Genomic DNA, 25,954 nt, shown 5'->3' with positions numbered 1-25,954 from the left:
ATCGAATCATGAAAAAAATATATCCTTTTTTAATCCTTATTTTCCTAACTGGAATTATGCAAGCACAAAATCGTCCACAACCCAAACCAGGAAATGCCCCAGTAGTCAACATCAAAAAACCCCAGACCTTTGTTTTAGCAAACGGAATGAAAGTTTTAGTTGTTGAAAACCACAAATTGCCTAGAGTTAGTTTTACACTTACGCTAGACAATGCTCCATTTACTGAAGGCAACAAAAAAGGGGTTGATGAATTGACTAGCAGCTTAATTGGAAACGGAACTAAAAAAACAACCAAAGAAGCTTTTAACGAAGAAATTGATTTTTACGGCGCTAATATCAATTTTACTTCTCAAGGAGCTTATGCGAGTTCATTATCAAAATATTCAGCACGCGTTTTGGAGCTTTTGGCAGAAGGTGCTTTACAGCCAAATTTCACTCAAACTGAATTTGACAAAGAAAAGGCAAAACTTTTAGAAGGCCTTAAAGCCGATGAAAAAAGCGTTCCTGCTATTTCAAACCGAGTAGTTGATGTTTTAGCTTTCGGAAAAAATCATCCAGCAGGAGAATATCTTTCAGAAGAAACTGTAAAAAATGTCACTCTTGCAGATGTTCAGAACAACTACAACACTTATTTTGTTCCAGAAAACGCTTATTTAGTTGTTATTGGAGACATTAAATTTAAAGAAGTAAAAACGGCTGTCGAGAAATTATTCAGCGGATGGAAAAAACAAGCCGCACCAAAAAACACCTATCCAAATCCGACAAATGTTTCCAACTTACAAATCGATTTTGTCGATGTTCCAAACGCAGTTCAATCTGAAATCTCATTAGTAAATACGATCAATTTAAGAATGAGCGATCCAGATTTTTTCCCTGCTGTTATTGCGAATCAAATTCTCGGAGGTGACTTCAACAGTTACTTAAACATGAATTTACGCGAACAGCACGCTTGGACATATGGCGCAAATTCTAGCATTGGAAGCGGAAAATATGTTACAAAATTCAAAGCTTCTTCGGCTGTTAGAAACACAGTAACTGATAGCGCTGTGGTACAATTCGTAAAAGAAATTAAAAGAATTAGAACAGAAAGAGTTGACCCAGAAGTTTTAAGAAACGTAAAAGCAGGTTACATTGGAAGATTTGTAATGCAAGTTGAAAAACCGCAAGCTGTTGCACGTTATGCTTTGAACATTGAAACAGAAAAACTTCCTGCCGATTTCTACGAAAAATACATTCAAACTATAAATAATGTTACGGCAGACGATATTTACCGTGTTGCCAACAAGTATTTCTTGCTAGACAATATGCGAATTGTGATTGTCGGAAAAGGATCGGATGTTATTCCTGGCTTGGAAAAACTAAATATTCCGATTTCTTATTTCGATAAATACGGTAATCCAATTGAAAAACCTGTTTCTAAAAAAGAAGCTCCAAAAGATATTACCGCAAAAACAGTTTTTGAAAACTACATCAATGCTATTGGGGGAGAAAAAGCCGTTACTGCAGTAAAAACATTATACATGAATGGTTCTACAACTATCCCTCAAGCTTCTACTCCATTAACTTTTACTTCTAAATTAGATTCAAAAGGAAAAATGATGGTTTCGCTTTCAATGGGAACAATGAATTTAATGAAACAAGTTGTAAATGAAAAAGGCGCTTACGTTGAACAGCAAGGACAAAGAAAAAACCTTGAAGGTGAAGATTTAGCCGAAATGAAAGCCAACGCCGCTCCTTTTGAAGAATTACAGCTTGTAAAAAGAAGCGATTTGAAGGTAGAAGGAATTGAACCAATTAACGGAAATGATGCTTACGTAATTAAAGACGGTAAAACAAAATACTTTTATGACGTTAAATCTGGCTTAAAAATAGCTGAATCCAAGGTTCGCGAACAAGGTGGAAAATCAGTTGAGCAAATCACTAATTTCAACGATTATAAAGAAGTAAAAGGCGTAAAGGTCCCTTTTAATTTAGTTCAGAATGTTGGTTTCGAATTGGATATCAAAATGTCTGACATCAAAATAAACGAAGGAGTTTCTGAGAAGGATTTCTTGTAAAAAAAGATGCTGAGATTCTAAGCTACTAAGTCGCTAAGCTTTTCTTACTCATAGGCTTTGTCAAAGTTTAAAACTTTGACAAAGCTTTTTTTTATTGAATACGTTTATCACTATAAGCCCTTCGTTCCTAAGGATAAACTCCATCAAAGAGCACAAAGAGCTTCGACTCCGCTCAGCCTGACAGAACAACTTCAATACATTTTACATTTCACAAACAACTTTTCACTCATAACTCATAACTCATAACTTATAATTCATAACTCAACAAAAATCATTTTTTCGCAGACAAATAAACCCCTATCAAAATGACAAACGCACCAAGAGATTGAATTGGAGTTAAAAATTCGTTATCCAATAATCCCCAGAAAAATGCAACAATCGGAATCAAATACGTTACTGATGTTGCAAATACTGGAGACGACATTTGTATCAGTTTAAAGAAAAGGACATTGGCAATTCCGGTTCCTAAAACACCTAAAATCATGACAAAAAGTATAGAATGTTGCGTTTCTTCAAAATGTATTTTCTGACCGATATCGGTTGTGCTTAAAATAAGTAAAGCAGGTAAAAGTAGAATGGTAAAATTTCCCGTTGTAATGCTAACCGAATTCAGATCGTGCAAATATTTCTTAATCAAGTTTACGTTGATTGCATAACTGAGCGTTGCCATTACAACCAACAGCACATAAAGATAATTTTGAGTTCCGCTTGAAGAATCACCGCTTAAAACCAAAAGCAGACAACCGATAAGCCCCACAAAAACACCTAAAACTTGTCGTTTTTGAAACTGAATTCCGAAAGCTATAATTCCTAAAACCAAAGTGTTTAAAGGCGTCAGCGAATTCAAAATAGCCACAATCGAGCTATTTACCTGAGTTTCTGCAATCGCAAAAAGATAAGCTGGCATAAAAGTTCCGAAAAGCGAAGTTATCGCAACATATTTCCACTGACGTCGCGATATTTTCTTTAGACTATTAAAACCTACAATTAACAGAAACAGAGCAGCAAAAATAATTCGGAACGAACCAACTTGAATTGCTGTCAGCCCCACTAATCCCTTTTTAATTAAAATAAATGAACTTCCCCAAATAAGAGAAAGAATCGTTAAGTATATCCACTTTAACTGTTTTGTATCCATAAATTGTTATTTACTGCAAATTTGTAATTATTTTACGAACTGAGCGTTCTCTTTTTATTAATTTTGCAAGAATCTAATTCGCAATTTTTAAATTTATATATAATGAAAATTTCAAAAATCTTAATCGCCGCAACAATCGCTGGTCTAGTATTTGTTGGCTGTAAAAAAGCAGAGGACAAAAGTCTTCAAGTTGTAAATGCAGAAAAAAATGCTCCAAAAGAGCACAAACCAATTGCTGCTGAAAATTTACAGACTGCAAGCTTTACAATTGAAGGAATGACTTGCGCTATGGGATGCGCGAAAACAATCGAAGAAGAATTAGCAAATCTTGATGGAGTTGACAAAGCAACGGTTGATTTTGATAAAAAAACAGCAACAGTAAGTTTTGATAAAACCATCCAAAATCCAGAATCTTTAACAAAAGTAGTGCAAGAAACCGGAGATGGAAAAACATATAAAGTTTCGAATTTTAAGTCTTAAATCGAAATTCAACAGTTAGGAAAGGTGTTCAAATTTGAACGCCTTTTTTAATTTATATTTGTTGAGAAATTGCTTTAATTCACGAGCGAGATTCCTATAAATGGCAAAGTGTTTACGCAATAGAAAGAACAACTTTAAATAATTAAAAATGAGAATTTATAATTTTTTATACTTACATTATTTATCTTCAAATTTCGGTTTATTTTTTATCTTATTCTGTTTATTACTTTCCCTTAAAATGATTGGCTTATTAGTCTACATTTTACTTCTTTCAATATTGGCTTTGGTTTATTTTCTAAGATCAAAAAAATTAACGATAAATAATGAAAGCCTAATATTATCCTACAAAAATTCAATAAGGAACAAAGACTTTAACTTTCAACAAATTGATTCTATTAATATAATCCATAAAGATTATCAAGTATTTCACATTAAAAGTATCGAAATAAAATTCTACGATAAAAAAAGCTATAAAATTAATTGCAATGGCATTTATGAAGAAGAATATGAAGATGGAATGTTCGATTTATTTTTATTTATAAAAGAAAAATTTGAAAATACTTTTTTCATAGAATTTGATTTATTAACGAAGTGCATAAGACTTACAAACAAAAAAGGATCCCAAATTTAACCCGATAGCGCGGATTTGTAACCGTGCGCGCAACAATAAGACACAATACAAATTATTAAATATAAAAGCTTTCGAGTTAATATACTTATTTTTGAAACGCTCAACTGTTGCGCTTACTCAATTTTGTGGGCAAAGATTGGAAATCAACGCTAACAGACGGAGTAACGGAGGCATTAAAATCTAAAATTAATTTCATTGAATCAAACTATGCTCAACTACATTTACATGCTTTTTTTCTTATCACTAAACATTTACATTTATATATATTTAAATAATGTGTCAGAAATAAGACGTATTTTTTATTTCATCTTAGCATCAATATTTATAACTATAATCTTATTACATGAGCTAGAGCTTATACCATTCCAAATAACAAGGTCTCAATTTAATCATATATTCTTTTTTAGTTATGTGATAATACTTTTCTATTTTTTTAATAAACTGCTAATTCGTGAAGTAGCGAAAAAGCAATCTTTTAATTCCTTTAATACTTTGATAGTTTCTAAAATAGAGAACGGAATATTTTTAAAATTCATTTTTCTAGTCTGTTCTATAATACAGCTAAAAGCAATCTATGCACTAAAAAATCTTTGAGCATATACGAGCGAGACGCTCGTGCTAGCAGGAGGACAAAATAAATTATAATTTTAATGATGAAAAATACGTATCTATTTATAATAAGTTTAATTGCTTTCAACTTAATTTCTTGTGAAAATTATACTAAAAAAACTACAGATGATATTGAAGAAATATCTAAGTCTACAAAAAGTGGCTTAAAAGATAATTCTATTAAAAATCAACTTATAAAGAGCCATGATTTAGAAAAAAAATGGCTCATAGATTTTTATATAAGTTATATTAGGTTTTATATAAACTCATCAAATGGAAAAGATAAACCAAAAATGTCTTTGTTTTTTAAAGAATTAGATTCGATTAAAAAGCAAAATTCGATTCAAAGTTTCTATAAAATTCAAACAAAGGATTTTAATAAAGATTTTGACTACATAACCAATAATGAGTTTATATGTGAGCAGTCGCTAACAAGCTTAAAAATAAATAAGAAAGAAGGATTAGAAAATACCTATGCGGTATCTTTTATTGCCGAATATCCTTTAAACGAAAAAGAATCAGAATACAAAAAGATAAATTTTGATGTTAAAGTAGTGAATGAAAATGGGAAATATAAAATATCCAAGACCTGCTGTTTTTAGTTACTTTACATAAAAAAAAAGGATCCAAATTGGATCCTTTTAATTTTTATTTCCATTTCAACGTTTCCATCAAACGCTGCATATCATTTTTAACATAACTCGCGGCAGGCATAATCGAATCAAAGTTTGGTTTTGCGTAGAAATACACCGAACCTATTAAAAAGTGCTTTGTACTGTCGGTAACGTAAAACTGAGAATTTGTTGCTGCGTTTCCGTCTACTTGATAAAACATTCCGTAAACCTTTTTCTGCGGATTTAAATATGGCTGTTCTAAAATATCATCGGCTTTAATTACGTGCTCATACGTCAGTTTTTGAGCGTCGCGTAGTAATTTATCAATATTGCCATTTACTGGCTTATAGGTCAAATAAATGGTTGCTTTCATCTTTGGGTAAGTAATCGCAAATCCGCATTCTTTTTCACCTTTAATAATCGCATCTTCATTCATCTGAAAAGCAAATGGGCAATTGTTTTCAAAGTTCACATATTTTGCTTCTGGATAATCTAGTCGCAGGTAACTCGCTGGTTTTGGCAAAACATCATTTTTACAGCTTATAACCGTTAGAGCAAGCAAAATTGCTGTTATTGAAAGTATTCTATTTAACATTTTAATTTATGGTTACTTTTATTTGTTTTACACGCTTTTTATCAACTGTTTCTATGGTGAAAATACAGTTTTCAAAAGGCACTTTTTGATCTTTTTTCGGAAAGTTACCTAAAATTTCCAGAATAAATCCAGCTAATGTTTCGGCTTCTCCTTTGTGAGCTTCAAAAACATCTTCATCAACATCCACAATTCTGTAGAAATCTTTCAGGTTTATTTTTCCTTCAAAAAGAAAATTATTCTCGTCAATCTGCGAGAAGTTTAAATTTTCATCATCAAACTCATCACTGATGTCTCCAACTATTTCTTCAATAACATCTTCTAATGAAACCAATCCAGATGTTCCTCCATATTCGTCAACCACAATGGCTAAATGGCTTTTTAGGCTCTGAAAATCCTTTAAAAGATTATCCAGTTTTTTATTCTCAGGAACAAAGAAAGCTTCACGAATTAAAGAAGTCCAATCAAATTCTTCTTTATCAATATGCGGAAGCAAATCTTTTACGAAAAGAACCCCTTCAATCTGATCGATATTATCACGATAAACTGGAATTCTCGAAAAGCCTGTTTCAATTATTTTCGGATAAATGGCGGCGAAAGTTTCTGATATTTCTAATGCAAAAATATCAATTCTCGGACTCATTACTTGCTTCGTATCGGTATTTCCGAAAGAAACAATTCCTTCCAGAATTTTTTGTTCTTCTGTCGAAGTTCCTTCAGAATCGGTTAATTCTAAAGCCTGAGAAAGCTGATTGATCGAGAAATTATTCTTTTGCTTGCCTAATTTATGCTGCAAATATATAGTAACAGAGCGCATTGGCAAACTTACAGGAGAAAGTACTTTGTCTAAAAATGCGAGAGGATAGGCTACTCGTTTAGCAAAAAGAATACTGTTTCGGCTTGCATAAACTTTAGGAAGGACTTCGCCGAATAATAAAATTAAGAAAGTCACCAGAATTACTTCTAGCGTAAATTTAAAAGCAGGCGAACTTACATTGGCAAAAATATTCTGCCCGATGTAAGCAAATAGGATTACAATGCCGATATTAAAAAAATTATTGGCAACCAATAAAGTTGCCAAAAGCTTTTTGGGTTTATCTAATAAATTCGAAATAATTTTTCCTTTTGCGGGACTATCGTTTAAAGACTCATCGATATCTTGCTGTGACAAAGAAAAAAGAGCTACTTCAGCACCAGAAACAATTGCTGAAAGGAATAATAAAATAAAAATCCCGACGGAACCAATAATTAAATTAGCGTCAAGATTGGAAGAAAAAAGTAAACTGGGCTCTGGGTCCAAACTGTGTAAAATTAGTTAAACATCGCTTAAAAGGGCAAATCATTAATAGGCAGCCCTTCAGGAGCATCAAAGTTAGTGTTTTTTGCCGACTCTGTGTCCTGGTTTTGTTTGGTATACGCAGTTTCTTTTTTCGTAGTCAGGAAAGTAAACTCCGTAACCTGTATTTCGGTTGTATATTTTGTTGTTCCATCTTCTGTCTGCCACTGACGAGATTTAATTCTTCCTTCAACATAAATTTTGTCTCCTTTAGAAAGATATTTTTCGCAAATCTCTGCGGCTTTATTACGCACAACCAAACTATGCCATTCTGTAGAGGTAATCTTTTCATTGGTCGTTTTATTGATATATACCTCATTGGTAGCCAGCTGAAAACGTCCGATGCAGTTTCCTCCATCAAAATAATGCATCTTTACATCATCGCCTAAATGGCCAATAAGCATCACTTTATTTAATGTTCCGTTCATAGTTTTTGGTAGTATTTCTCCCAAAGATACATTTTTTTAGCAATTTATTTCTTGCTTTTCTATAAAATTATATATCACAATAGGAAAAGGAAAAGTTTTTAATTTTTGGGCATCTATTCCATTTTCAATTTCTTCTTTCACTTTAATTTTCCAAAATTGAATATGCAGATGCTGGTGAGAAAGTTTATGAATTAAGGTCGATTCGCTGTAATCTTCTATACTTATAATAGTATATTCTGGAAATATTTCATCCTTTACTGCTTGCGAAACCTCTGGAAAATCAACAATCGATTGGGTTTCTAGGAGCGGAAACTCATATAAGTTATGCCAGATTCCTTTTTCGGTTCTTTTTTGAATTAAGGTGTTTCCCGAAACATCTTCCAAAATCAAATAATTAAAGTAACGATTGGTTACTTTTACTTTTTTTGATTTTATAGGCAATATATTCACTTTTCCTTTCTGCAAGGCAGCACAACTTTCATTAAAAACACAAATAGAGCAATCGGGGCTTTTAGGAACGCACTGCAATGCTCCAAACTCCATTATGGCCTGATTAAAGATAGCAGGATTATCTTTAGGCATTAATTGCTGCGCCAAAGCCGTAAATTCTTTTTTAGTTGCTGGAAGTGCAATATCAGATTCGATATCGAAATAACGAGCCAATACGCGAAATACGTTTCCATCTACAACAGGAACAGGTTCGTTGTAAGAAAAAGAAGCAATTGCGGCAGCCGTATATTCGCCAACACCTTTAAGTTTTAAAAGTTCTTGATACGAATTGGGAAAAATTCCATTTAAATCGTCACTTATATATTGAGCTGTTTTATGAAGATTACGAGCACGAGAATAATATCCTAAACCCTGCCAAAGTTTCAAAACTTTCTCTTCTGAGGCATCAGCCAAATGTTTTACAGTAGGAAATTCCTGAGTAAACGAAAAAAAATAAGGCATTCCTTGAGCAACTCGCGTTTGCTGAAGCATGATTTCTGAGAGCCAAATCTGGTACGGATCGACCGTTTTTCGCCACGGTAAATCACGCTTGTTCTGTAAATACCATTTTATCAATATGTTATAAAAATCCATTGCAAAATCCTTAGATTGCAAAAGTAAATGTTTATGTAATTAAAATTTAACGAATTAGCTTGATTAATTATTTTTTTAATTCCTATATTTGCAAACTCAAAAAAATAGTACACCATTTATAAATAAAATAGGAAAGAAAATGACGAAAGCAGATATCGTAGCGAAGATTTCAGAGAAACTAGGTCTTGAAAAAGGAGACGTTCAAGCAACAGTAGAAACTTTTATGGAAGAAGTTAAGACTTCTTTAGAAACTGGAGACAATGTTTACCTAAGAGGTTTTGGTAGTTTTATCGTAAAGACTAGAGCTGAAAAGACTGGAAGAAACATTTCAAAAAACACTACTATTAAAATTCCAGCACACAACATTCCTGCGTTTAAACCTGCAAAAGTTTTTGTAGAAGGAGTTAAAACTAACAACGAAGCAAAATAATATTAATTAACATAAATCTGACACAATATGCCAAGTGGTAAAAAAAGAAAGAGACATAAGGTAGCTACTCACAAACGTAAGAAAAGAGCGAGAGCTAACCGCCACAAAAAGAAAAAGTAGTTTTAAACTACTTTTTTCTTTTTAAACGTTCATTGAAATTGAAAATTAGTATTCAGTCTTCAGTATTTAGTGTTCAGTCCACTGATTACTTACAACTGCTAACTGCAAGCTAGTTTTCTCCGGGTTAATACCTGTTAAAAATATTGTTTAATCCATCTGTAGATAAGATTTTAGATTTTAGATTTCAGATTTTAGATTTTTAATTAAGTCTATATTCTTTTCTCTTCATTCTATTTTCTGAAAAAACAGATAAAAATTTACAGTGTGAATAAAGAATTAATCATTAGATCTAGTTCTGAAGCCGTAGATTTTGCCTTATTAAAAGATGGAAAACTAATTGAATTACACAAAGAAGAAGAAAAAAGCAACTTTCAGGTTGGTGATATTTTTATTGCCAAAATCAGAAAACCAGTTGCTGGACTTAATGCTGCTTTTGTAAATGTAGGCTTTGAAAAAGATGCCTTTTTACATTATCATGATTTGGGTCCAAACTTAGCTTCCCAACTGAAATTCATAAAACTTGTAAGCGCAGGTAAATTAAAAGATTTCTCCCTAAAAACCTTTCAGTTTGAAAAAGAGATTGACAAAGATGGCATCATTACTGATATTTTAAGTGCCAATCAATCTGTTTTAGTCCAAGTAGTTAAAGAACCTATATCGACCAAGGGTCCAAGAATAAGTGCTGAGCTTTCTCTTGCCGGAAGATTTATTGTTCTAGTTCCTTTTTCTGATCGCGTTTCTATTTCTCAAAAAATAGAAGACAAAAAAGAAAAGGATCGTCTAAAAAAACTTGTTCTATCGATCAAACCTAAAGGATTTGGTGTTATTGTTCGTACAGTAGCAGAAGGCAAAAACGTAGCCGAATTAGAAAAAGATTTGCAGAACCTGCTTGGCAGATGGTCTGCAATGTGTAAAAAATTACCAACTGCTCATCATCCATCAAAAGTATTAGGAGAGCTTAATAGAGCTTCTTCGATATTAAGAGATGTATTTAATGATACCTTTAGCGGTATTCAAATAGATGATGAAGAGTTGTACCATCAAACGAAGGAATATCTGCAAGAAATTGCACCTTCAAAACAATCGATTGTTAAGTTTTATCAATCAAATGACACCCCAATTTTTGAGAAATACAATATAGAGAGACAAATCAAAACTTCATTTGGCCGAACTGTTTCCATGAGTAAAGGTGCTTATCTTATTATAGAACACACCGAAGCTCTTCACGTTATAGACGTAAACAGCGGGAACCGTTCTAATAAAGCGACCAACCAAGAAGACACAGCCATGGAAGTAAATATGATTGCCGCAGCAGAAATCGCAAGACAACTACGCTTGCGCGATATGGGCGGAATTATCGTAGTTGATTTTATCGATATGTCTAATCCAGAAAACAGGAAAGTTTTGTTCGACTTCTTGCGAGAAGAAATGAGCGACGATAAAGCAAAACATAAAATATTACCGCCGAGTAAATTTGGTTTGGTCCAGATTACCAGACAGCGAGTAAGACCAGAAGTGAATATCAAAACCAGAGAGGAAGATCCTAATAAACACAATGGCGAAATTGAAGCTCCAATTTTAATCATTGATAAGATCACCGCTGATTTAGAAAGACTTTTAAAAACCCACAATAAAGTTGTGCTTAATACACACCCGTTTGTGGCTGCATACCTCAGCAAAGGTTTTCCATCATTACGTTCAAAATGGTTTTTTGAACATAAGAAATGGGTGAAAATCATACCTCGTGACGCTTACACGTACTTAGAATATCATTTCTACGATAATAAGGGAAATGTTATTTCAGAATAAAAACTAAAACCGCCTTTCGAAAGATTGGCGGTTTTTTTTATGCTTTTTTTTAGTTTTTCCGCCACGAATTCACGAATTAGTGCAAAACAAATTCGTGAATTCGTGGCGGAAAAATTATTCTCTTACAATTTCAATTTTTCTTCTAATTTCGTTTCCAGAAGCATCTACAACTGTAATAAAATGCGTTCCTGTTGTTGGCGTAATTGGCAATTCATGGAATGTTTTTGTTGTTGCTTTGTACACATCATCAATATACCAAAACAATTCCTTATCTCTTTCAGAATAAGCCACTTTTAGAATTACTGGTTGCACGTTACTATTAAAATCCTTTGTTAAATAGATTTTACTGTTGGCTTTTGGATAAATAAAATCCATTGTTGTGGTTTGTGTTCCTTCGCAACCTTCTTTAAATGGTGGCAACGGCAGGTATTCTATATGCTGGCTTTTGTAATACCACGCCATAACCGGAGGCAGTACAAACCAGTTTTTAGTCACAATATTATCGATGCTTTCGCAGCTGCTGTTTACCTGAAACTGTTCTGTTTTATCTAAATGAATGGTTTTATGATAGGGACAAACTTTGGTCGATTTTCCTTTTTTAGGAACCCATTGCTTGATTTTCGGGCAGTTATCTTTTGCTAAATAACCGCTTAAACGGCAGACCTCAACTTCGGCTAAATCATTATACGGAGTATCGAACCATCTTTGTCTTGGCAGTAAATTAAAAACATCAAATAAAATGGGTGCGGCACTGGTAACTCCCGTTAAAGTTGGCCTTCCCTCGCCTGTTGCATTTCCAACCCAAACTCCAACTACATATCTGGAATTGGTACCAATTGCCCACGCATCTCTATTTCCGAAACTGGTTCCTGTTTTCCATGCAATTTTAAGCGAACTGTCGTAAAACTTCCAAGCTTCGTCTCCTTCGGGCCTGTTGACTTCTTCCATTGCGTTATACGTTAGCCAAATTGCTCCTGCACCCAAAATATTCTTCTGATTGGTTTCTGATCCAAAATCAGGCTTAAAATCGTTTTTATAATTCAGCTCTGTAAATTCGTTTGTTCTATATTGTCCTTTATTTTTTGTGTAATAATTAACCGTAGACGAAAGATTCGCATACGTTCGGCATAAATCCCACAAATTGCTTTCTGCACCTCCTAAAATCAACGACAAACCGTAATGATCAGGTGTTTTATTAATGTTTCTTAATTTGAATTTCTGCAGTTCTTCATAAAATTTATTTACGCTAAAATCCTGCAACATTAAAACCGCGGGAATATTTAACGAACGTGATAATGCACGATGTGCCGGAACAGCTCCGTCAAAAGTCAGATTGAAATTTTGCGGTGTATATCCTGAAATCTGCGTTGGAATATCGGCAATTAAAGTATTTGGCAGTAATTCTCCATCGTCTAACATTGCGCCGTATAAAAGCGGTTTTAAGATACTTCCTGTACTTCTTGGCGCATCAATAATATCGACATCTTTTTGATGATCTGCATCAGCTGGAGAATTTCCAACATAACTCATTACATTTCTGCTCTGAACATCGATTACTAAAATTGCCAGATTGTGAACTTCATTTTGTTTATACTGATTATAATAATATCTCGCAATTTGATTGACTCTGTTTTGAAGTGCATAATCAATTGTAGTTTTAACTCTTGTGCCCTCTTCGTTTTTAGCCGCCCTTTGAAGCAAATGCGGTGCGATTTGAGGCAGATCATACGGTTTTTGAGGCAATGGTTCTTCTATTGAAAGTTCATACGTCTGCTTGTCGATTATACCTTCTTGATGCAGTTTTAGCAAAAGTCGGTTACGTTTGCTTAATAGTTTTATTTGATTTTTCCCTGGATAAATTAAACTTGGCGCATTGGGTAAAACCGCCAAAACTGCACTTTCTGCCCATGATAATTGATTGGACTGAACACCAAAATAACGCCACGAGGCCATTTCCAATCCCACAACATTTCCTCCAAATGGTGCGTGTGCGGCGTACATTTCGAGAATTTCATTTTTGGAATAGCCTAATTCCAATCTTGTTGCAAGAATAATTTCTATTATTTTTTCGAAATAGGTTCTGTTTTTTCCTTTTCGTGATAAACGAATGACTTGCTGTGTTAGTGTACTTCCTCCTCTGACCACTTTTCCTGCTTTTCTGTTTTGTTTGAAAGCATTGATCATCGCGCCTGGATTAAAGCCTGGATGTTTATAGAAATATTCGTCCTCAAAATAAACAATGCATTTCTTGAATTTGTATGGAACACTGTCTTGTGCAGGAAAACGCCATTGTCCGTCTCTGGCAATTTTAGCGCCTAGCAATTCTCCTTCTTTGCTTTCTATTACGGTTGAATAGGGTTCTTTGAATAAGGTTCGGGGTATCGAAAAATAGTAAATCAGCAAGAGCAGAAATGCAATTGCTGATTTTATCTTGTTCTTTTTTATCCAGTTTATAATGCGCTGGAGGAATGCTTTTATTTTTTTTTTCAATGCTTGTTTTTTTAACCGCAAAGACGCTAAGTAATGCGCAAAGTTCGCAAAGTTTTTTCGCCACGAATTCACGAATTATTTTTTTATAATTTAAATTCGTGAATTCGTGGCTAACAACTATTTCACCACCTCAACCCAGAAACCTTTTGTTCTTGCTAAGAATGTATTATCGTACATCGCTTCGCATTGCAATCCTGGCAGGTAATAATTTCCTAAATAGGATGCGTTTAACAAAATACGGAAAACTTTAGTTTCTCTGGCTTTCATTCCGAAATAGAAATTTGTTCTGTCGTCGCGGATATCAATATAATCGGCAATGTTATTTACCGCATCTCCATAATCGGTGAAACGAGTATTTACGATTTCGAATCCTGAAGGAAGAATTTGCGACAATGCCACATTTTGAACACTTTCTCCTCTTTGGTTTTTAATGGTAACCTCAGCAACAAATTCAGTTCCTTGATTGATTCTTGAAACATTGATTATACTTCCTTTTCTGTCTTTAAAAACAATAGAAGCCGTAACATCGCTTTGAACCGCATTTTCTTGTCCTATAGGCAGAATTCCGGTATTCAATACGCGAACATAAATTGTGTTTGCCTTATTATTTTTCAGCGTGATACTATTTGCGCCAGAAGCAACAGACAAACTGCGATCTGCAACTGATTTACCAGTGTTTATCGTTTCTCCTTTTCCGTTTTTACTGAATTGGATATTGATTCCTTTTGGACCATTGCTCACCGCAAATTTCGACATTGCATATAAGCAGTAAGCTGTTGTCTGCGTGCTCATCCATTGATTAGCCGACATTTCTTTAGCCAATTTCGTTGCTGTTACAAAGGCTTTTTGTTTTTGATCTAACAGAAGCATCGTTTCTAAAGCCATTGCTCTGTTTCTTTCGCTTGAACCATAATAGTAATAGCTGTAACCGTCTGAACTTCCGTCGATGCTTGTTTTCAAGAATAAACTTTGTCCTGCCGATTTTTGACCTGCTAAAACATAAGCCGCTGCTAAACGAAGCATACTTTCATTCGAAATGCCTTTTGTTTCTCTTAATCTATTCATGGCTGATAAATCGGCATTTCCGGCTAAAGCCAAAGTATATAAACGATACGCCTGAGCTAAATCATTTCCGTATTTCGGTTCAAAACGCCATTGTTTCGCTTCTTTCTGCTGGTACGACAGCCATTTTGATTTGAAGTTTATCGGTAATACATATCCTTTTTTCTCCGCTTCAATTAAGAAATGTCCTGCGTAAGAAGTTCCCCAATCGTCTGCAATTGCATTGCCTTGCCAGTATGGCATTCCTCCGTTTGATAATTGGAAATTGCCCAATCTTGCAATTCCTGCAGCAATATTTTTCTGAATCAAATCTTTACGTTTCGCATCAATATCAGCTACATCACCCAAATACAATTGCGGAAAAACAGATGAAGTTGTTTGTTCAACACATCCATGAGGATATTGAATTAAGAATTGTAATCTTCCGTTCAAGTTCATTGATGGCATTGACGAAACTTCCAATCTTGCTTTGTTACTTCCTGCAATTCCGAAAGTTTTCCATGAAATTGTTTTGGTACTATTTGGCGTTAAAACAACATCAGTAAAAGTACTCGTAACCGGATTCGGATTCGTCATATCGATTTCAACATCATAAACTGATTTCTCACTTCCTGATGTTGCGATTACCTGGACTTTTGCGATTCCAGTTGCAGATCCTACAACCAAATTAAAATACGCCATTTTTTCATCTGGCTGGGCAAAATTCAATCTTTGAACTGTGCTTCCCATTACTTTCAATCCGTTGCTGGTTTTTACCCGAATTGAAACATTTTTGATTTTGCTTTCAGTAGCAAAAACTGTTACTGGAAGTGTTACTTTTTCTGATGGCGAAATTTTTCTTGGTAAAGAGGCTAAAACCATCAGCGGACTCTTAACTTGTGTTGCTTTTTCTACACTTCCGTAAGCGCTTGTTTTTGCATCTCCTGCCACAACCATTGTTCGAACAGAACCAATGTATTTAGGCAATTTTAATTGATGTGATTTCGTTTCTCCTTTTTCTAATTTAAATGGACCATAGTACAATACAACAGGTTTAAAACGGTTTGCTTTTTTAGCTTTTCCTCCGCCTAAATCCTGGTCACCACCAATACTGAAAATCTGATTTATTTTTCCGCCATAAGCGCCAATTACATCATCATAGATATCCCAAGTTTTTACTCCTAAAGCTTCACGAACATAGAAACTATCCCAGGCATTTGGCGTTTTAAAACGAGTTAAATCTAAAAGTCCTTCATCTACAACCGCAATTGTATACGTCATTTCTTTGCCTGATTTCTCGCCTACTTTTACTGTAAATGGCTGTTCTGGTCTTAACACATCTGGCATATTAAGTGTTGGTGCCAAAATCGTATTTTTATCTACTACTTCGATTGGCACAATTCCGTACATACGAATTGGCGAATCGTTTTTGGTTGAAGCGTGCGGTTGCAATAACGTAATATTGAAATAAACGTTTGGCGCCATTTCTCCCGTAATCGGAACTTCAACTTTGGTTTCTCCTTTTTTAGTTTCTGCCCAAATAGTCTGCACTACTCTTGATCCATTTTCTACAGAAATTAAAGCACGCCCACCTTCACTTGAAGGGAAAGAAATTTGCGCTTTTTCTCCAACTGCATAGTTTTTCTTATCCGTAGAAAATACTAACATATTGGCTGTCGATGCATCTCGGTTTCTTGTTTTTCCAGACCAGATTGGCCAGTCGATATTTACAGTTAACGAAGTTGCATGACCATCTTCCTGATCGGCAATACGAATTAAATAACGCCCCCATTCTTCATCAGTTAAGGCAAATTGGAAACTTCCTTTTCCGCTTGAATCGGTATTGATTACAAAAGTTTTGTATGAAGTTGTTGCATTCGACGAGTTATAATTGGATAAATTATCGCTCGAAGAATCCCACCACCATCTCCAATCTACTTTGTAAACCCTTACTTCGAGATTACGAACCGATTTTGGTCTTCCGTTTTCATCCACTGTCACTACTTCAAAACGATTATTTGTTCTCGTTTCAAGCATACTGTATTTATTCAGTTCTGGCGTTTTAAGTCCAACATACGTTTTGTAAGGAGAATAAGTCGTCGACATTACATCTGTACTAAAATCTCCTCCTTCTTCATATACTTTTGTGATGAAGGATACACGAAGAATTCCCGGCGCCTGACCTTGCAATCTTGGCTGAATATTTATCGAAGCTTTTCCGCTTTCGTTTAATTTTCCTGAGAATACATTGATTTCCTCTGTACTGAATTGACGTGCTAAATCATCAAAAGTATATTTTTCGTATCCTTTGAAAGTAGTCGACTGCTGAGAGAATTTAGCCTGCATTTCTACATTCAAATTCTTCGCAATGGCACCATGAAGCCAAGTTACTTCTAGATTATCTGTATTTGGATACGATGCCGAAAGTGTTTTTCTGCTAAAGGTATTTTTGATTTTCAAACGATTTGGTTTGATCGTCTCAATCTTAATGCTCTTATAGAATTTTGCCCCTCCAACGCTTACCATTGCCTCCCAGTTTCCTGTTGGCGCATCTTGGTTTGTTGGAATGGTAAAAGCATAATGATTTAAATCATTCGTTTTTTGAACCGTCTGATAAACTGTTTTCCCGTTCGGATCATTTAATCTAAATTTAATTGGATGTGATTTCGGTAGTTTATTCGCAGCATCATTCAAAATAAATGACAAATACAAATTATCACCCGGACGCCAAACACCTCTTTCTCCGTAAATAAATCCTTTTAAACCTTTTTGTAAAGTCTCACCCGCAACATCAAAATTACTTACCGATAACGAAAGTCCGTCATCCAACTTCACATAAGTTGACTGGTCTCCTAAAGTTACAATAGCAAAATAAGCGAATTTATCCAATTGGAAAGATGCAATACCTTCACTGCTTGTCGCTTCAGTGGCAATTTTTTGCTGTTGAAAATTATACAAATCAACTCTTGCGTTCGAAACCGGTTCTGTGGTAACAATATTATTTACCGCAAATAAATACGATTTGTTCTCTCCTCTTTTAGCAATAACGCCTAAATCTGTGGCTAAAATATTGGTTGCGATTCTTGCATTGTAGAAATAAGAACCTGTACAAGGATCTTGGCTTTCTCTCCAATCGTAATCGTCGTAATAATAGTAATCATCATAAGAGTTTCCGCTATAGTTTACGTCGTTTTCATCCACTTCCTCTTCTTCTGCCTGATCATCACTATCGTCTGATGTTTCGCATTTATAAAGTGAATATTTCTTTTTGTAAACAAACTCTACTCTGTAAATAGCCCCTGGTTCTGGTTTGATGATTTTAGATAAATCTAAAGCATAGGTATTCCATTTTGCTAGATTTACGAGCGTGCTTTCCTTTAAATTCAGCGTCGTTTTAGCAATTGGCTGTGCTACCTTTTTGAGGTTTTGTCCGCCGTTTAATTCGTTATATTGAAGAAATTGCAGAATATTATTTTTGTAGATTTTATATACTTTTACATCTACCGCACTAAGATTTACAGCTTCAAAATTTAATTTTAAATTGTTTGAACTTGGCAGAATCGTTCCGTTTTTAATAAAACGAATATTGGGTTTTATCTGGTCAAAAGAGATTTTTTCGCTGTAATTGTTTTCCAGTTTTTTGCCGTACTGACTTTCGATTCCTTGAAAAACTTCCAACAACAATTCTCCCGTCACAACTTGTTCTGGCTCTTCATCTGGCACATATTCAACCGCTTCTTCTGCAACTGTAGCGACTGAATCTACAGCAACCGCTGCTGAGTCAACCACAACGGCAGCCGAGTCTACAGCAACAGCAGCTGGTTCTGCCACTGCTATAGCTACTGGCTCTTCTTTTTTAGGCGCATTTTGGTTTGTAAAATATACTTTCAGTAAATTTCCTTGTGTAGAAAACTTAAGATTGTTGGTGTTTTGAATAGAAACCAAACCAGCAAAATCTTGTCCTTTTTCTAAAGGTTCGGAGAAATTAATTAAAACCTGCTGATTGTTTCCGTCTGGAACCTCAACTTTTATAACTTTAAATTCGTTGATACTAGTAATCGGAAAATCGATTTGCCCTTTTTGATCGATATCGAAATCATTTCCATCATAGATAATTTCTAAATTTGAAGCTTCTGACTGACGCTGAATACTGTCAATTATAAAATGAAATTCTTTGCCTGAAGACACGTTTTTATCAAACTTAATCTTAAGATCGTTTCCGTTATGTTTGGCTTGAACCAACTTTATGGCAGTTTCCAAATCAATATTGTCTGCTGTTTTAAGCGTACAGTTTAAATACTGATATTCTTTGCTGTAGGACTGAATATCACCTGTATTGATGGTAAAATCTTGCTTAACGGTTTTAACTGTAAAATTGAATTTAGAAAGGTCTTTTTCTTTCTCTTTCGGAATGGCTGTTAGTTTATCTAAGTTTAAAGTAACTTGATATTCTGTTCCCATTTTGAGTTTTTTCTCCGGAATAAAAGCCAGAGTATTTGTAGAAAGGGCAATGACTTTTCCGTGAACACTTGGCGAAATATCAAACAAATCGTCGTCTAATTCCTGATTGGGTTTCCAATCGTTTTTATCGAATGCCAAAACCACACGAATATCAGAATCTGCAGAAACGATACCGCCTGTAAAACTGGTAATGTAATCTTTGAATAATGAAAAATCGGAGTTGAAATCTGCAGCTGATTTGCGACCGCAAGATTGAAAAATAAAAAACACAAAAAATACGAGAAACAGTCCTTTTGCTTTCACTTTTAACTAGAGTTAAATGGTTAATAAACTAGTATAAAAGTAAAATATTTTCTGAATCTTTAAGAGGAAAATTCTTTAACAATGATTATTTAACTTTTGTTGAAGATTTTAAATATTGAGAACTACATTAGAATGTATTAGAGCACTATTATTTACGCCTTTCCAGAAAAAAACGTTTCATTAAATCGGCTGCTTCGTTTGCCATTACACCAGAAACTACTGTAGTTTTAGGATGCAGTTTGGTTCCCATATTCAAGAATCCACGCTGTTCATCGCGTGCGCCAAAAACGATTTTAGAAATCTGGCTCCAATACAACGCTCCTGCACACATTTGGCAAGGCTCAAGAGTAACATAAAGTGTACAGTCTTTTAAATATTTTCCGCCTAGAAAGTTGGCTGCTGCGGTGATCGATTGCATTTCGGCATGAGCTGTAACATCATTTAGTAATTCGGTCAAATTATGACTTCTTGCAATAACTTTATCTGCCACAACAATAACAGCTCCAACAGGAATTTCGCCTTTTAAGTAGGCTTCTTCTGCTTCCTGCAAAGCTTTCTTCATAAAATATTCGTCTGTAAAAGGATTTTCCATAAATGCAAAAGTAAAACTTTACTCATTATTTTTACTACATTTAAACTTTGAAATTCGAGTATGAAAATAAAATACAAAATAGCTGCTAAACCAAATTGCAAATTCTTTTTGCCAATGCTCCATGCAGTTATCGCTGTAGTTTTATTCAGTTGTCAAAATAAAGAAGATAAAGAACAGGAAGTTAAGAATATTGAATATACCAAAGATACTGCGACAACAAAAACGGCTATTTTAGACTCAACTACAATCAATGAGAAAAAACTAGATCAGCCTTCTCGAGATTTACCAAAAGCTACGAAGATCGAATTAAAACAAACAACGTCAATAGCAACTAAAGAAGTTGACAAGAACAACTCTTCAAAATCTGATAAAGTAAAAAAAGACGATGCTCCATTAGCTGTAAAACCTCCTTCAAATACAAACGCAGAATTTCCAGGCGGTATCGATCAATTTCATACTTTCTTCATGAAAGAATACAAGAAACCTGAAAACGTAAATTATTGGAAACTCAATTTCACGCTTGCGTTTGCGGTAGAAAAAAATGGTTCTGTTTCTTTTCTTGAATGTTCTCCAGCCGTTGAAGAACCTTTAGAAAAAGAAATTATCAGAGTTTTAAGTCTATGCCCGAAATGGCTGCCTGGCGAATCGAATGGAAAAAAAGTCAGAATGCAATATTCTGTTCCTATTTTATTGAAATAAGACTCGACAGGAAAATTAAATTTAAAACCGTAAATTTGCTTTTTACCATACAATGAAAAGCGATTTACTTTCCAACATATATAATCCTGCTGATTTACGTCTTTTAAAAGAAGAACAGCTTAGTCAAGTTGCCCAAGAACTTCGTCAGTTTATTATTGATATTGTTTCTGTAAAAGAAGGTCATCTGGGGGCAAGTTTAGGCGTTGTAGAACTTACAATTGCTTTGCATTATGTTTTTAATACTCCTGATGATTTATTGGTTTGGGATGTTGGGCATCAAGCTTACGGTCACAAAATCCTGACCGAAAGAAGAGAAATTTTTCATACCAATAGACAAATTGATGGCCTTTCTGGTTTCCCAAAAAGAAGCGAAAGTGTTTATGATACTTTTGGAGTTGGACATTCGTCGACTTCGATTTCTGCTGCTTTAGGAATGGCAATTGCTTCTAAATTAAAAGGTGATTTCGATAAAGAACACATTGCGGTTATTGGTGATGCTTCAATTGCAAGCGGAATGGCATTTGAAGGCTTAAATCATGCCGGAGTTACCGATGCCAATATTTTGGTGATCCTAAACGATAACGCCATCGGAATTGACCCTAGCGTGGGCGCTTTAAAAAAGTATCTTACTTCGGTTAAAAATGGAAAAAATCCGCGTCAAAACAACATCATTAAATCTTTGAATTTTGATTATTCTGGCCCAATTGACGGTCATGATCTTCCGAAATTAATCAAAGAATTAAATCGCCTTAAAAAGATAAAAGGGCCAAAATTCCTTCATATTGTCACTACAAAAGGAAAAGGTTTGCTGCAAGCGGAAGAAAATCAAGTGAAATATCATGCTCCTGGAAAATTTGATGCTTCAACTGGAGAAATTCATTTAAAATCGGAAGAAAATCTTCCTCCAAAATATCAAGATGTTTTTGGTTTAACCATTTTGGATTTAGCCAAAAAGAATGAAAAAATAATCGGAATTACACCCGCAATGCCCTCTGGAAGTTCATTAAAATTTATGATGGATGAATTGCCCGATCGTGCCTTTGATGTGGGAATTGCCGAACAGCATGCCGTAACGCTTGCCGCAGGAATGGCTACTCAAGGAATGATTGTGTATTGCAATATTTATTCGACTTTTTTACAGCGTGCGTATGATCAAGTGATTCATGATGTTGCTTTACAAAACTTGCCGGTCATTTTTTGCCTTGACCGCGCGGGCTTGGTAGGCGAAGACGGTGCGACACATCATGGCGTTTTCGACATTGCTTATCTGCGTTCGATTCCGAATATGATTATTTATGCTCCGTTAAACGAAATTGAACTGCAAAACATCTTGTACACAGTTCAATTAGGAATCGATCATCCAATCGCAATTCGATATCCGAGAGGCCGCGGAGTGCTTCCAAACTGGGAAGTAGAAAATTTCGGACATTACGAAAAAATAAACTGGAATGAGGCAAAATGTTTGAAAGATGGTACGAAAGTTGCTGTGCTATCGACCGGAACAATAGGAAATAATGTTATAGAAGCGCTCAAAGAATGCAACCATTCTGATGAAATTGCCCACTATAACTTTAGCTTTATTAAACCATTAGACATCAATACATTAAATACCATATTTAAAACTTTCCAAAACATTATTACAATCGAAGATGGGGTTAAAAATGGTGGTTTTGGAAGTGCTATTTTAGAGTTTGCAGCATCAAATAATTTTAAAAATTCTATTGAAATTTTGGGTGTTCCAGACGAATTTATAGAGCACGGAACAGTAAATCAGCTGCAACAACTATGTAAAATTGACGTTAAAAGTTTGGTAAATCTTTTTTCTAACGGTTCAAAATAATTATTTTGCGACACCAAAAACAAATTGCCTAATGAAATTATTACGTTCTATCCTTTTGCTACTATTGCTTCTGTGTACATCTAATAACTTTGCCCAGATTATTCAAACCACTCTAAGCCCAAATCAAGCACCTAAACCGCCTTCAAACTGGACAAAAAGAAATCAGCTTGGTTTTGACATTTCAGAAATTGCATTCGTAAATTGGAGCGCCGGGGGAACAAGTTCTATTTCAGGTTTATTTAAAGGTGAATTTGGAAGAACTTATGCAAAGAAAAATCACAAATGGGTAAACGAACTTATTGTCAAGTATGGCCTTAACAAACAAGATGGTATCGAATTAAGAAAAACAGACGATGCGTTTCAATTTAACTCTACTTACGGTTTTAGAAAAGACACGGCTTCAAACTGGTATTACTCTTCTAAATTAAACTTCAACACGCAGTTTACAAACGGTTATAATTATCCGAATAGAGACGTCGCAATCTCTAAACCTTTTGCACCAGCTTACATCTTTCTGGGAGCAGGAGCTGAAAATGCAAACAAACAAAAAAATAGAGTTTTTTACTTCTCACCTATTACGTTAAAAACTACTTTGGTCTTAGATCAAGATTTAGCCAATCAAGGTTCTTTCGGGGTTAAAAAAGCGGTTTACGCAACAGACCCGCTTGATCCTACGCAACAAATTTTAATTGAACCAGGTCAAAAAGTTAAAGCCGAATTTGGTATTCTTTTTACTGGATATATGAAAAGCGAAATCTATAAAAACGTTTTTTACGAAAACAGATTAAGCTTATATACGGATTATCTAAACAAATTCGGAAATGTCGATATAGATTATGACACCAAATTAGATCTTGTTGTTAATGCTTATGTAAAAGCAAATATCGGATTTCATTTAATTTATGACGACGATATTAAAACTAAAAAAGATGTTGTTGACCCAACAACCGGAGCCACTTCGCAGGTAAATGATGGCCCAAGAATGCAGTTAAGACAGGTTCTTGGTGTTGGTCTTGTTTACGCTTTTCAATAAGGGATAAATACTATTATATAAAAAAAGCTTCTTTTAGAATATTTCTGAAAGAAGCTTTTTTGTTTTTTAGCGCTTTTTTTGTCCCTGAATCATTTCATAGAGTTCAAGAGCATTTCCGTCTGTTAGTAATGAAACATAGTGGCAGATATGCAATAAACGCTCGTATAAATTGGTTTTATCCAAATGATGCTTTTCTGGCAACATTTTTAAAATGAGCTTATCATAGTTAGAGGCAGTTCCTTCAAATTTATTGTTATATGCTGTAATGAATTTATCCAGCAGTGTTTGAATAATCTGATATCCTACAATTTCTTTTTCGATCACTTCGCGGCTTTGGTAGATTTTTTCAATGCTTAGTTTGATAATATCATCCATCTGGGCTTTGTATTTGCTCTTATCTGTCAAAGCATACGGAAAGTTTCCAGCCAGAATTGCTTCTTCATTTTCAACAAAAACATTTACCGCATCATTAATTAAAGTTCCAATTGCTAAGGCTCTCAAATAACTAATACGATCTTCTTTTGTTGTTAACGATTTGTATTTAGAAACTCCGATATTGTCTTTTACCAGATTAATCAAATATTCTAAAGCAAAATCTTCAGAAACCAAACCTAAATTGATTCCATCTTCAAAGTCAATAATAGTATAGCAAATATCATCTGCGGCTTCAACTAGATATGCTAAAGGATGTCTTTCGAAACCAATATCATTTCCAGATTTATTAGCAATCATTCCCATATCTTTGGCCACTTCTTCAAAGAATAATTTATCAGATTGAAAGAAACCGTATTTTTTATCGGCGATATTATTGGTTGGTTTTTTCGGAAGACTTTCTTTCGGATATTTCATAAAAGCGCCTAAAGTAGCGTACGAAATACGTAGTCCGCCCTCTATTCCAGGACGGCTTGCGGTTAAAACCGAAAATCCGTTGGCATTTCCTTCAAAATCAATCAAATCTTGCCATTGTTTATCGGTTAGCTGGTTTCTGTATCTCTGACCATTTCCGATAGAAAAATATTCTCCTATGGCTTTTTCGCCAGAATGTCCAAAAGGCGGATTCCCTATATCGTGCGCCAATGAAGCCGCCGCCACAATTGCGCCAAAATCATTCATATGGTAACCGTGAACTTCTTTCAGGTAAGGATATTTTTCGATGATCTTTTTTCCAACCAAACGCCCAAGCGAACGTCCAACAACAGAAACTTCCAAACTATGCGTTAAACGTGTGTGCACGAAATCGGTTTTGGAAAGTGGAATAACTTGTGTTTTATCTTGTAAACTTCTAAAAGCGGCAGAAAATATAATTCTGTCATAATCGACTTCAAATCCTAAACGCGTATCATCTTGTTCTACACGTAATCTTTTGCTTGTATCGCCCTGACGTTTTAATGATAAAAGTTGTTCCCAGTTCATTTTTATATTTTAGATTTCTGATTTTAGATTTTAGATTTGGATCCAAGCTTCAAAAATACGTTTTTATTTTAGGATAATATTCAATAAATATAAGCCGCAGATTAATTTTGATTCGAAAGCTTAAATAATTTTTTTTGCCACGAATTTCACGAATTTTCACGAATTAATTTAGACGCAATGATTTGTGTTAATTAGTGAAATTCGTGGCAAAAAAACATTAAAATTCTAAAGCGGTGCTGTGTTTGATTTCGCCCATTACAAAAATACTGTTCGTATTTCCTATGTTTTCTATGGTCGACAGTTTATTCATTACAAAATCCTGATAACTAGCCATATCTTGCACTAAAATCTTGAGCATAAAATCGTAATCGCCAGCAATATTATAGCATTCTATAATTTCTGGAAGCGCTACAATATCTTTCACAAAGTTGCTTCCGACATTTTTGGCGTGCTCTTTTAAACGTACGTTACAAAAAACAGTCATTCCGCGATTCATTTTCTTCTTATCTAAAAGCGCCACATATTTGGTAATATAACCGTCTCTTTCCAATCTTTTAATTCGTTCATAAACGGGCGTTACCGTCAAAAATAATTTGCTGGCAAGGTCTTTTGTATTGATATTGCAGTCTTCTTGAAGATATTTTAGGATGAGCAAATCGGTTTTGTCTAAATTTTCCATAGTTTTTTTTACGGCTAGAAGTTCATTTTAAACCATTTCAAAGTAATTAAATCTTTAAAAATAGGTTTTAAAAACA

At 34.5% G+C, this 25,954-nt stretch carries 19 protein-coding genes; 9 read left to right on the top strand and 10 right to left on the bottom strand.

Annotation, left to right across the window (positions count from 1 at the left end; translation table 11 throughout):
• Positions 1 to 8: 8 nt before the first annotated feature.
• On the top strand, positions 9 to 2,057 hold the full coding sequence (locus J7574_RS04965) for a pitrilysin family protein (RefSeq protein ID WP_290965026.1): 2,049 nt from the start codon (positions 9 to 11) through the stop codon (positions 2,055 to 2,057).
• Positions 2,058 to 2,328: 271 nt separating this feature from the next.
• On the opposite strand, the gene J7574_RS04960 is transcribed toward J7574_RS04965, so the two are convergent.
• Positions 2,329 to 3,195 (bottom strand): DMT family transporter, encoded by an 867-nt coding sequence (locus J7574_RS04960; protein WP_290965023.1) that lies wholly within the window; start codon positions 3,193 to 3,195, stop codon positions 2,329 to 2,331.
• Positions 3,196 to 3,297: 102 nt separating this feature from the next.
• On the opposite strand from J7574_RS04960, the gene J7574_RS04955 reads away from it, so the two are divergent.
• From J7574_RS04955 to J7574_RS04945, 3 genes are all read left to right on the top strand, one after another.
• On the top strand, positions 3,298 to 3,675 hold the full coding sequence (locus tag J7574_RS04955) for a heavy-metal-associated domain-containing protein (protein ID WP_290965020.1): 378 nt from the start codon (positions 3,298 to 3,300) through the stop codon (positions 3,673 to 3,675).
• Positions 3,676 to 3,823: 148 nt separating this feature from the next.
• Positions 3,824 to 4,306 (top strand): EbsA family protein, encoded by a 483-nt coding sequence (locus tag J7574_RS04950; protein ID WP_290965017.1) that lies wholly within the window; start codon positions 3,824 to 3,826, stop codon positions 4,304 to 4,306.
• Between the two features lie 650 nt (positions 4,307 to 4,956).
• Positions 4,957 to 5,517: a hypothetical protein gene (locus J7574_RS04945; protein WP_290965014.1), complete on the top strand. Its 561-nt coding sequence runs from the start codon at positions 4,957 to 4,959 to the stop codon at positions 5,515 to 5,517.
• 46 nt (positions 5,518 to 5,563) lie between these two features.
• Here the strand turns inward: J7574_RS04945 and gldD are convergent, their stop codons facing one another.
• From gldD to mutY, 4 genes are read right to left on the bottom strand one after another with little or no spacing between them, the layout of a single operon-like run.
• Positions 5,564 to 6,124: a gliding motility lipoprotein GldD gene (gene gldD / locus J7574_RS04940; RefSeq protein WP_290965011.1), complete on the bottom strand. Its 561-nt coding sequence runs from the start codon at positions 6,122 to 6,124 to the stop codon at positions 5,564 to 5,566.
• A gap of 1 nt (position 6,125) precedes the next feature.
• Entirely contained in the window at positions 6,126 to 7,421 is a 1,296-nt protein-coding gene (locus J7574_RS04935; protein WP_290965008.1) for a gliding motility-associated protein GldE, read from the bottom strand.
• Positions 7,422 to 7,447: 26 nt separating this feature from the next.
• Positions 7,448 to 7,885 carry a single-stranded DNA-binding protein gene (locus tag J7574_RS04930; RefSeq protein ID WP_290965414.1) on the bottom strand — a complete coding sequence of 146 codons (438 nt, stop codon included), beginning with the start codon at positions 7,883 to 7,885 and terminating at the stop codon, positions 7,448 to 7,450.
• Positions 7,886 to 7,921: 36 nt separating this feature from the next.
• Positions 7,922 to 8,968: an A/G-specific adenine glycosylase gene (gene mutY, locus J7574_RS04925; protein WP_290965006.1), complete on the bottom strand. Its 1,047-nt coding sequence runs from the start codon at positions 8,966 to 8,968 to the stop codon at positions 7,922 to 7,924.
• Between the two features lie 139 nt (positions 8,969 to 9,107).
• Between mutY and J7574_RS04920 the strand changes: the two genes are divergently transcribed.
• On the top strand, positions 9,108 to 9,398 hold the full coding sequence (locus J7574_RS04920) for an HU family DNA-binding protein (RefSeq protein WP_007805026.1): 291 nt from the start codon (positions 9,108 to 9,110) through the stop codon (positions 9,396 to 9,398).
• 384 nt (positions 9,399 to 9,782) lie between these two features.
• On the top strand, positions 9,783 to 11,327 hold the full coding sequence (locus J7574_RS04915; protein WP_290964975.1) for a ribonuclease E/G: 1,545 nt from the start codon (positions 9,783 to 9,785) through the stop codon (positions 11,325 to 11,327).
• Positions 11,328 to 11,441: 114 nt separating this feature from the next.
• On the opposite strand, the gene pbpC is transcribed toward J7574_RS04915, so the two are convergent.
• The 3 genes from pbpC to J7574_RS04900 all read right to left on the bottom strand — a co-directional run bounded on the left by pbpC (position 11,442) and on the right by J7574_RS04900 (position 20,214).
• Positions 11,442 to 13,817, bottom strand: coding sequence for a penicillin-binding protein 1C (pbpC, locus tag J7574_RS04910; RefSeq protein WP_290964972.1), 2,376 nt, complete (start codon positions 13,815 to 13,817; stop codon positions 11,442 to 11,444).
• Positions 13,818 to 13,934: 117 nt separating this feature from the next.
• On the bottom strand, positions 13,935 to 19,622 hold the full coding sequence (locus J7574_RS04905; protein ID WP_290964969.1) for an alpha-2-macroglobulin: 5,688 nt from the start codon (positions 19,620 to 19,622) through the stop codon (positions 13,935 to 13,937).
• A 148-nt stretch (positions 19,623 to 19,770) separates the two neighbouring features.
• Positions 19,771 to 20,214 carry a nucleoside deaminase gene (locus J7574_RS04900; protein ID WP_125722166.1) on the bottom strand — a complete coding sequence of 148 codons (444 nt, stop codon included), beginning with the start codon at positions 20,212 to 20,214 and terminating at the stop codon, positions 19,771 to 19,773.
• A 60-nt stretch (positions 20,215 to 20,274) separates the two neighbouring features.
• Here J7574_RS04900 and J7574_RS04895 point away from each other — a divergent pair, with 60 nt between their 5' ends.
• The 3 genes from J7574_RS04895 to J7574_RS04885 are packed head-to-tail and all read left to right on the top strand — an operon-like array spanning position 20,275 to position 23,786.
• Entirely contained in the window at positions 20,275 to 20,913 is a 639-nt protein-coding gene (locus J7574_RS04895) for a hypothetical protein (RefSeq protein WP_290964965.1), read from the top strand.
• Positions 20,914 to 20,965: 52 nt separating this feature from the next.
• The gene (locus J7574_RS04890; protein ID WP_290964963.1) at positions 20,966 to 22,753 is read left to right on the top strand and encodes a 1-deoxy-D-xylulose-5-phosphate synthase; all 1,788 of its coding nucleotides are present in this window, start codon (positions 20,966 to 20,968) and stop codon (positions 22,751 to 22,753) included.
• A 31-nt stretch (positions 22,754 to 22,784) separates the two neighbouring features.
• On the top strand, positions 22,785 to 23,786 hold the full coding sequence (locus J7574_RS04885; protein WP_290964960.1) for a DUF3078 domain-containing protein: 1,002 nt from the start codon (positions 22,785 to 22,787) through the stop codon (positions 23,784 to 23,786).
• Positions 23,787 to 23,852: 66 nt separating this feature from the next.
• On the opposite strand, the gene J7574_RS04880 is transcribed toward J7574_RS04885, so the two are convergent.
• Together J7574_RS04880 and J7574_RS04875 are read right to left on the bottom strand one after the other, a co-directional pair.
• Positions 23,853 to 25,199, bottom strand: a complete 1,347-nt coding sequence (locus tag J7574_RS04880; protein WP_290964957.1) for a deoxyguanosinetriphosphate triphosphohydrolase — start codon at positions 25,197 to 25,199, stop codon at positions 23,853 to 23,855.
• Positions 25,200 to 25,416: 217 nt separating this feature from the next.
• A complete protein-coding gene (locus tag J7574_RS04875) occupies positions 25,417 to 25,878 on the bottom strand; it encodes an Lrp/AsnC family transcriptional regulator (RefSeq protein ID WP_012023598.1) in 462 nt (153 codons plus the stop codon).
• Positions 25,879 to 25,954 lie beyond the last annotated feature (76 nt).

The sequence above is a fragment of the Flavobacterium sp. genome, from assembly GCF_017744675.1.
Taxonomy (GTDB): domain Bacteria; phylum Bacteroidota; class Bacteroidia; order Flavobacteriales; family Flavobacteriaceae; genus Flavobacterium.
The sequence above is the reverse complement of the archived record's forward strand: the minus strand, read 5'-3'. Positions and strand labels throughout refer to the sequence as shown.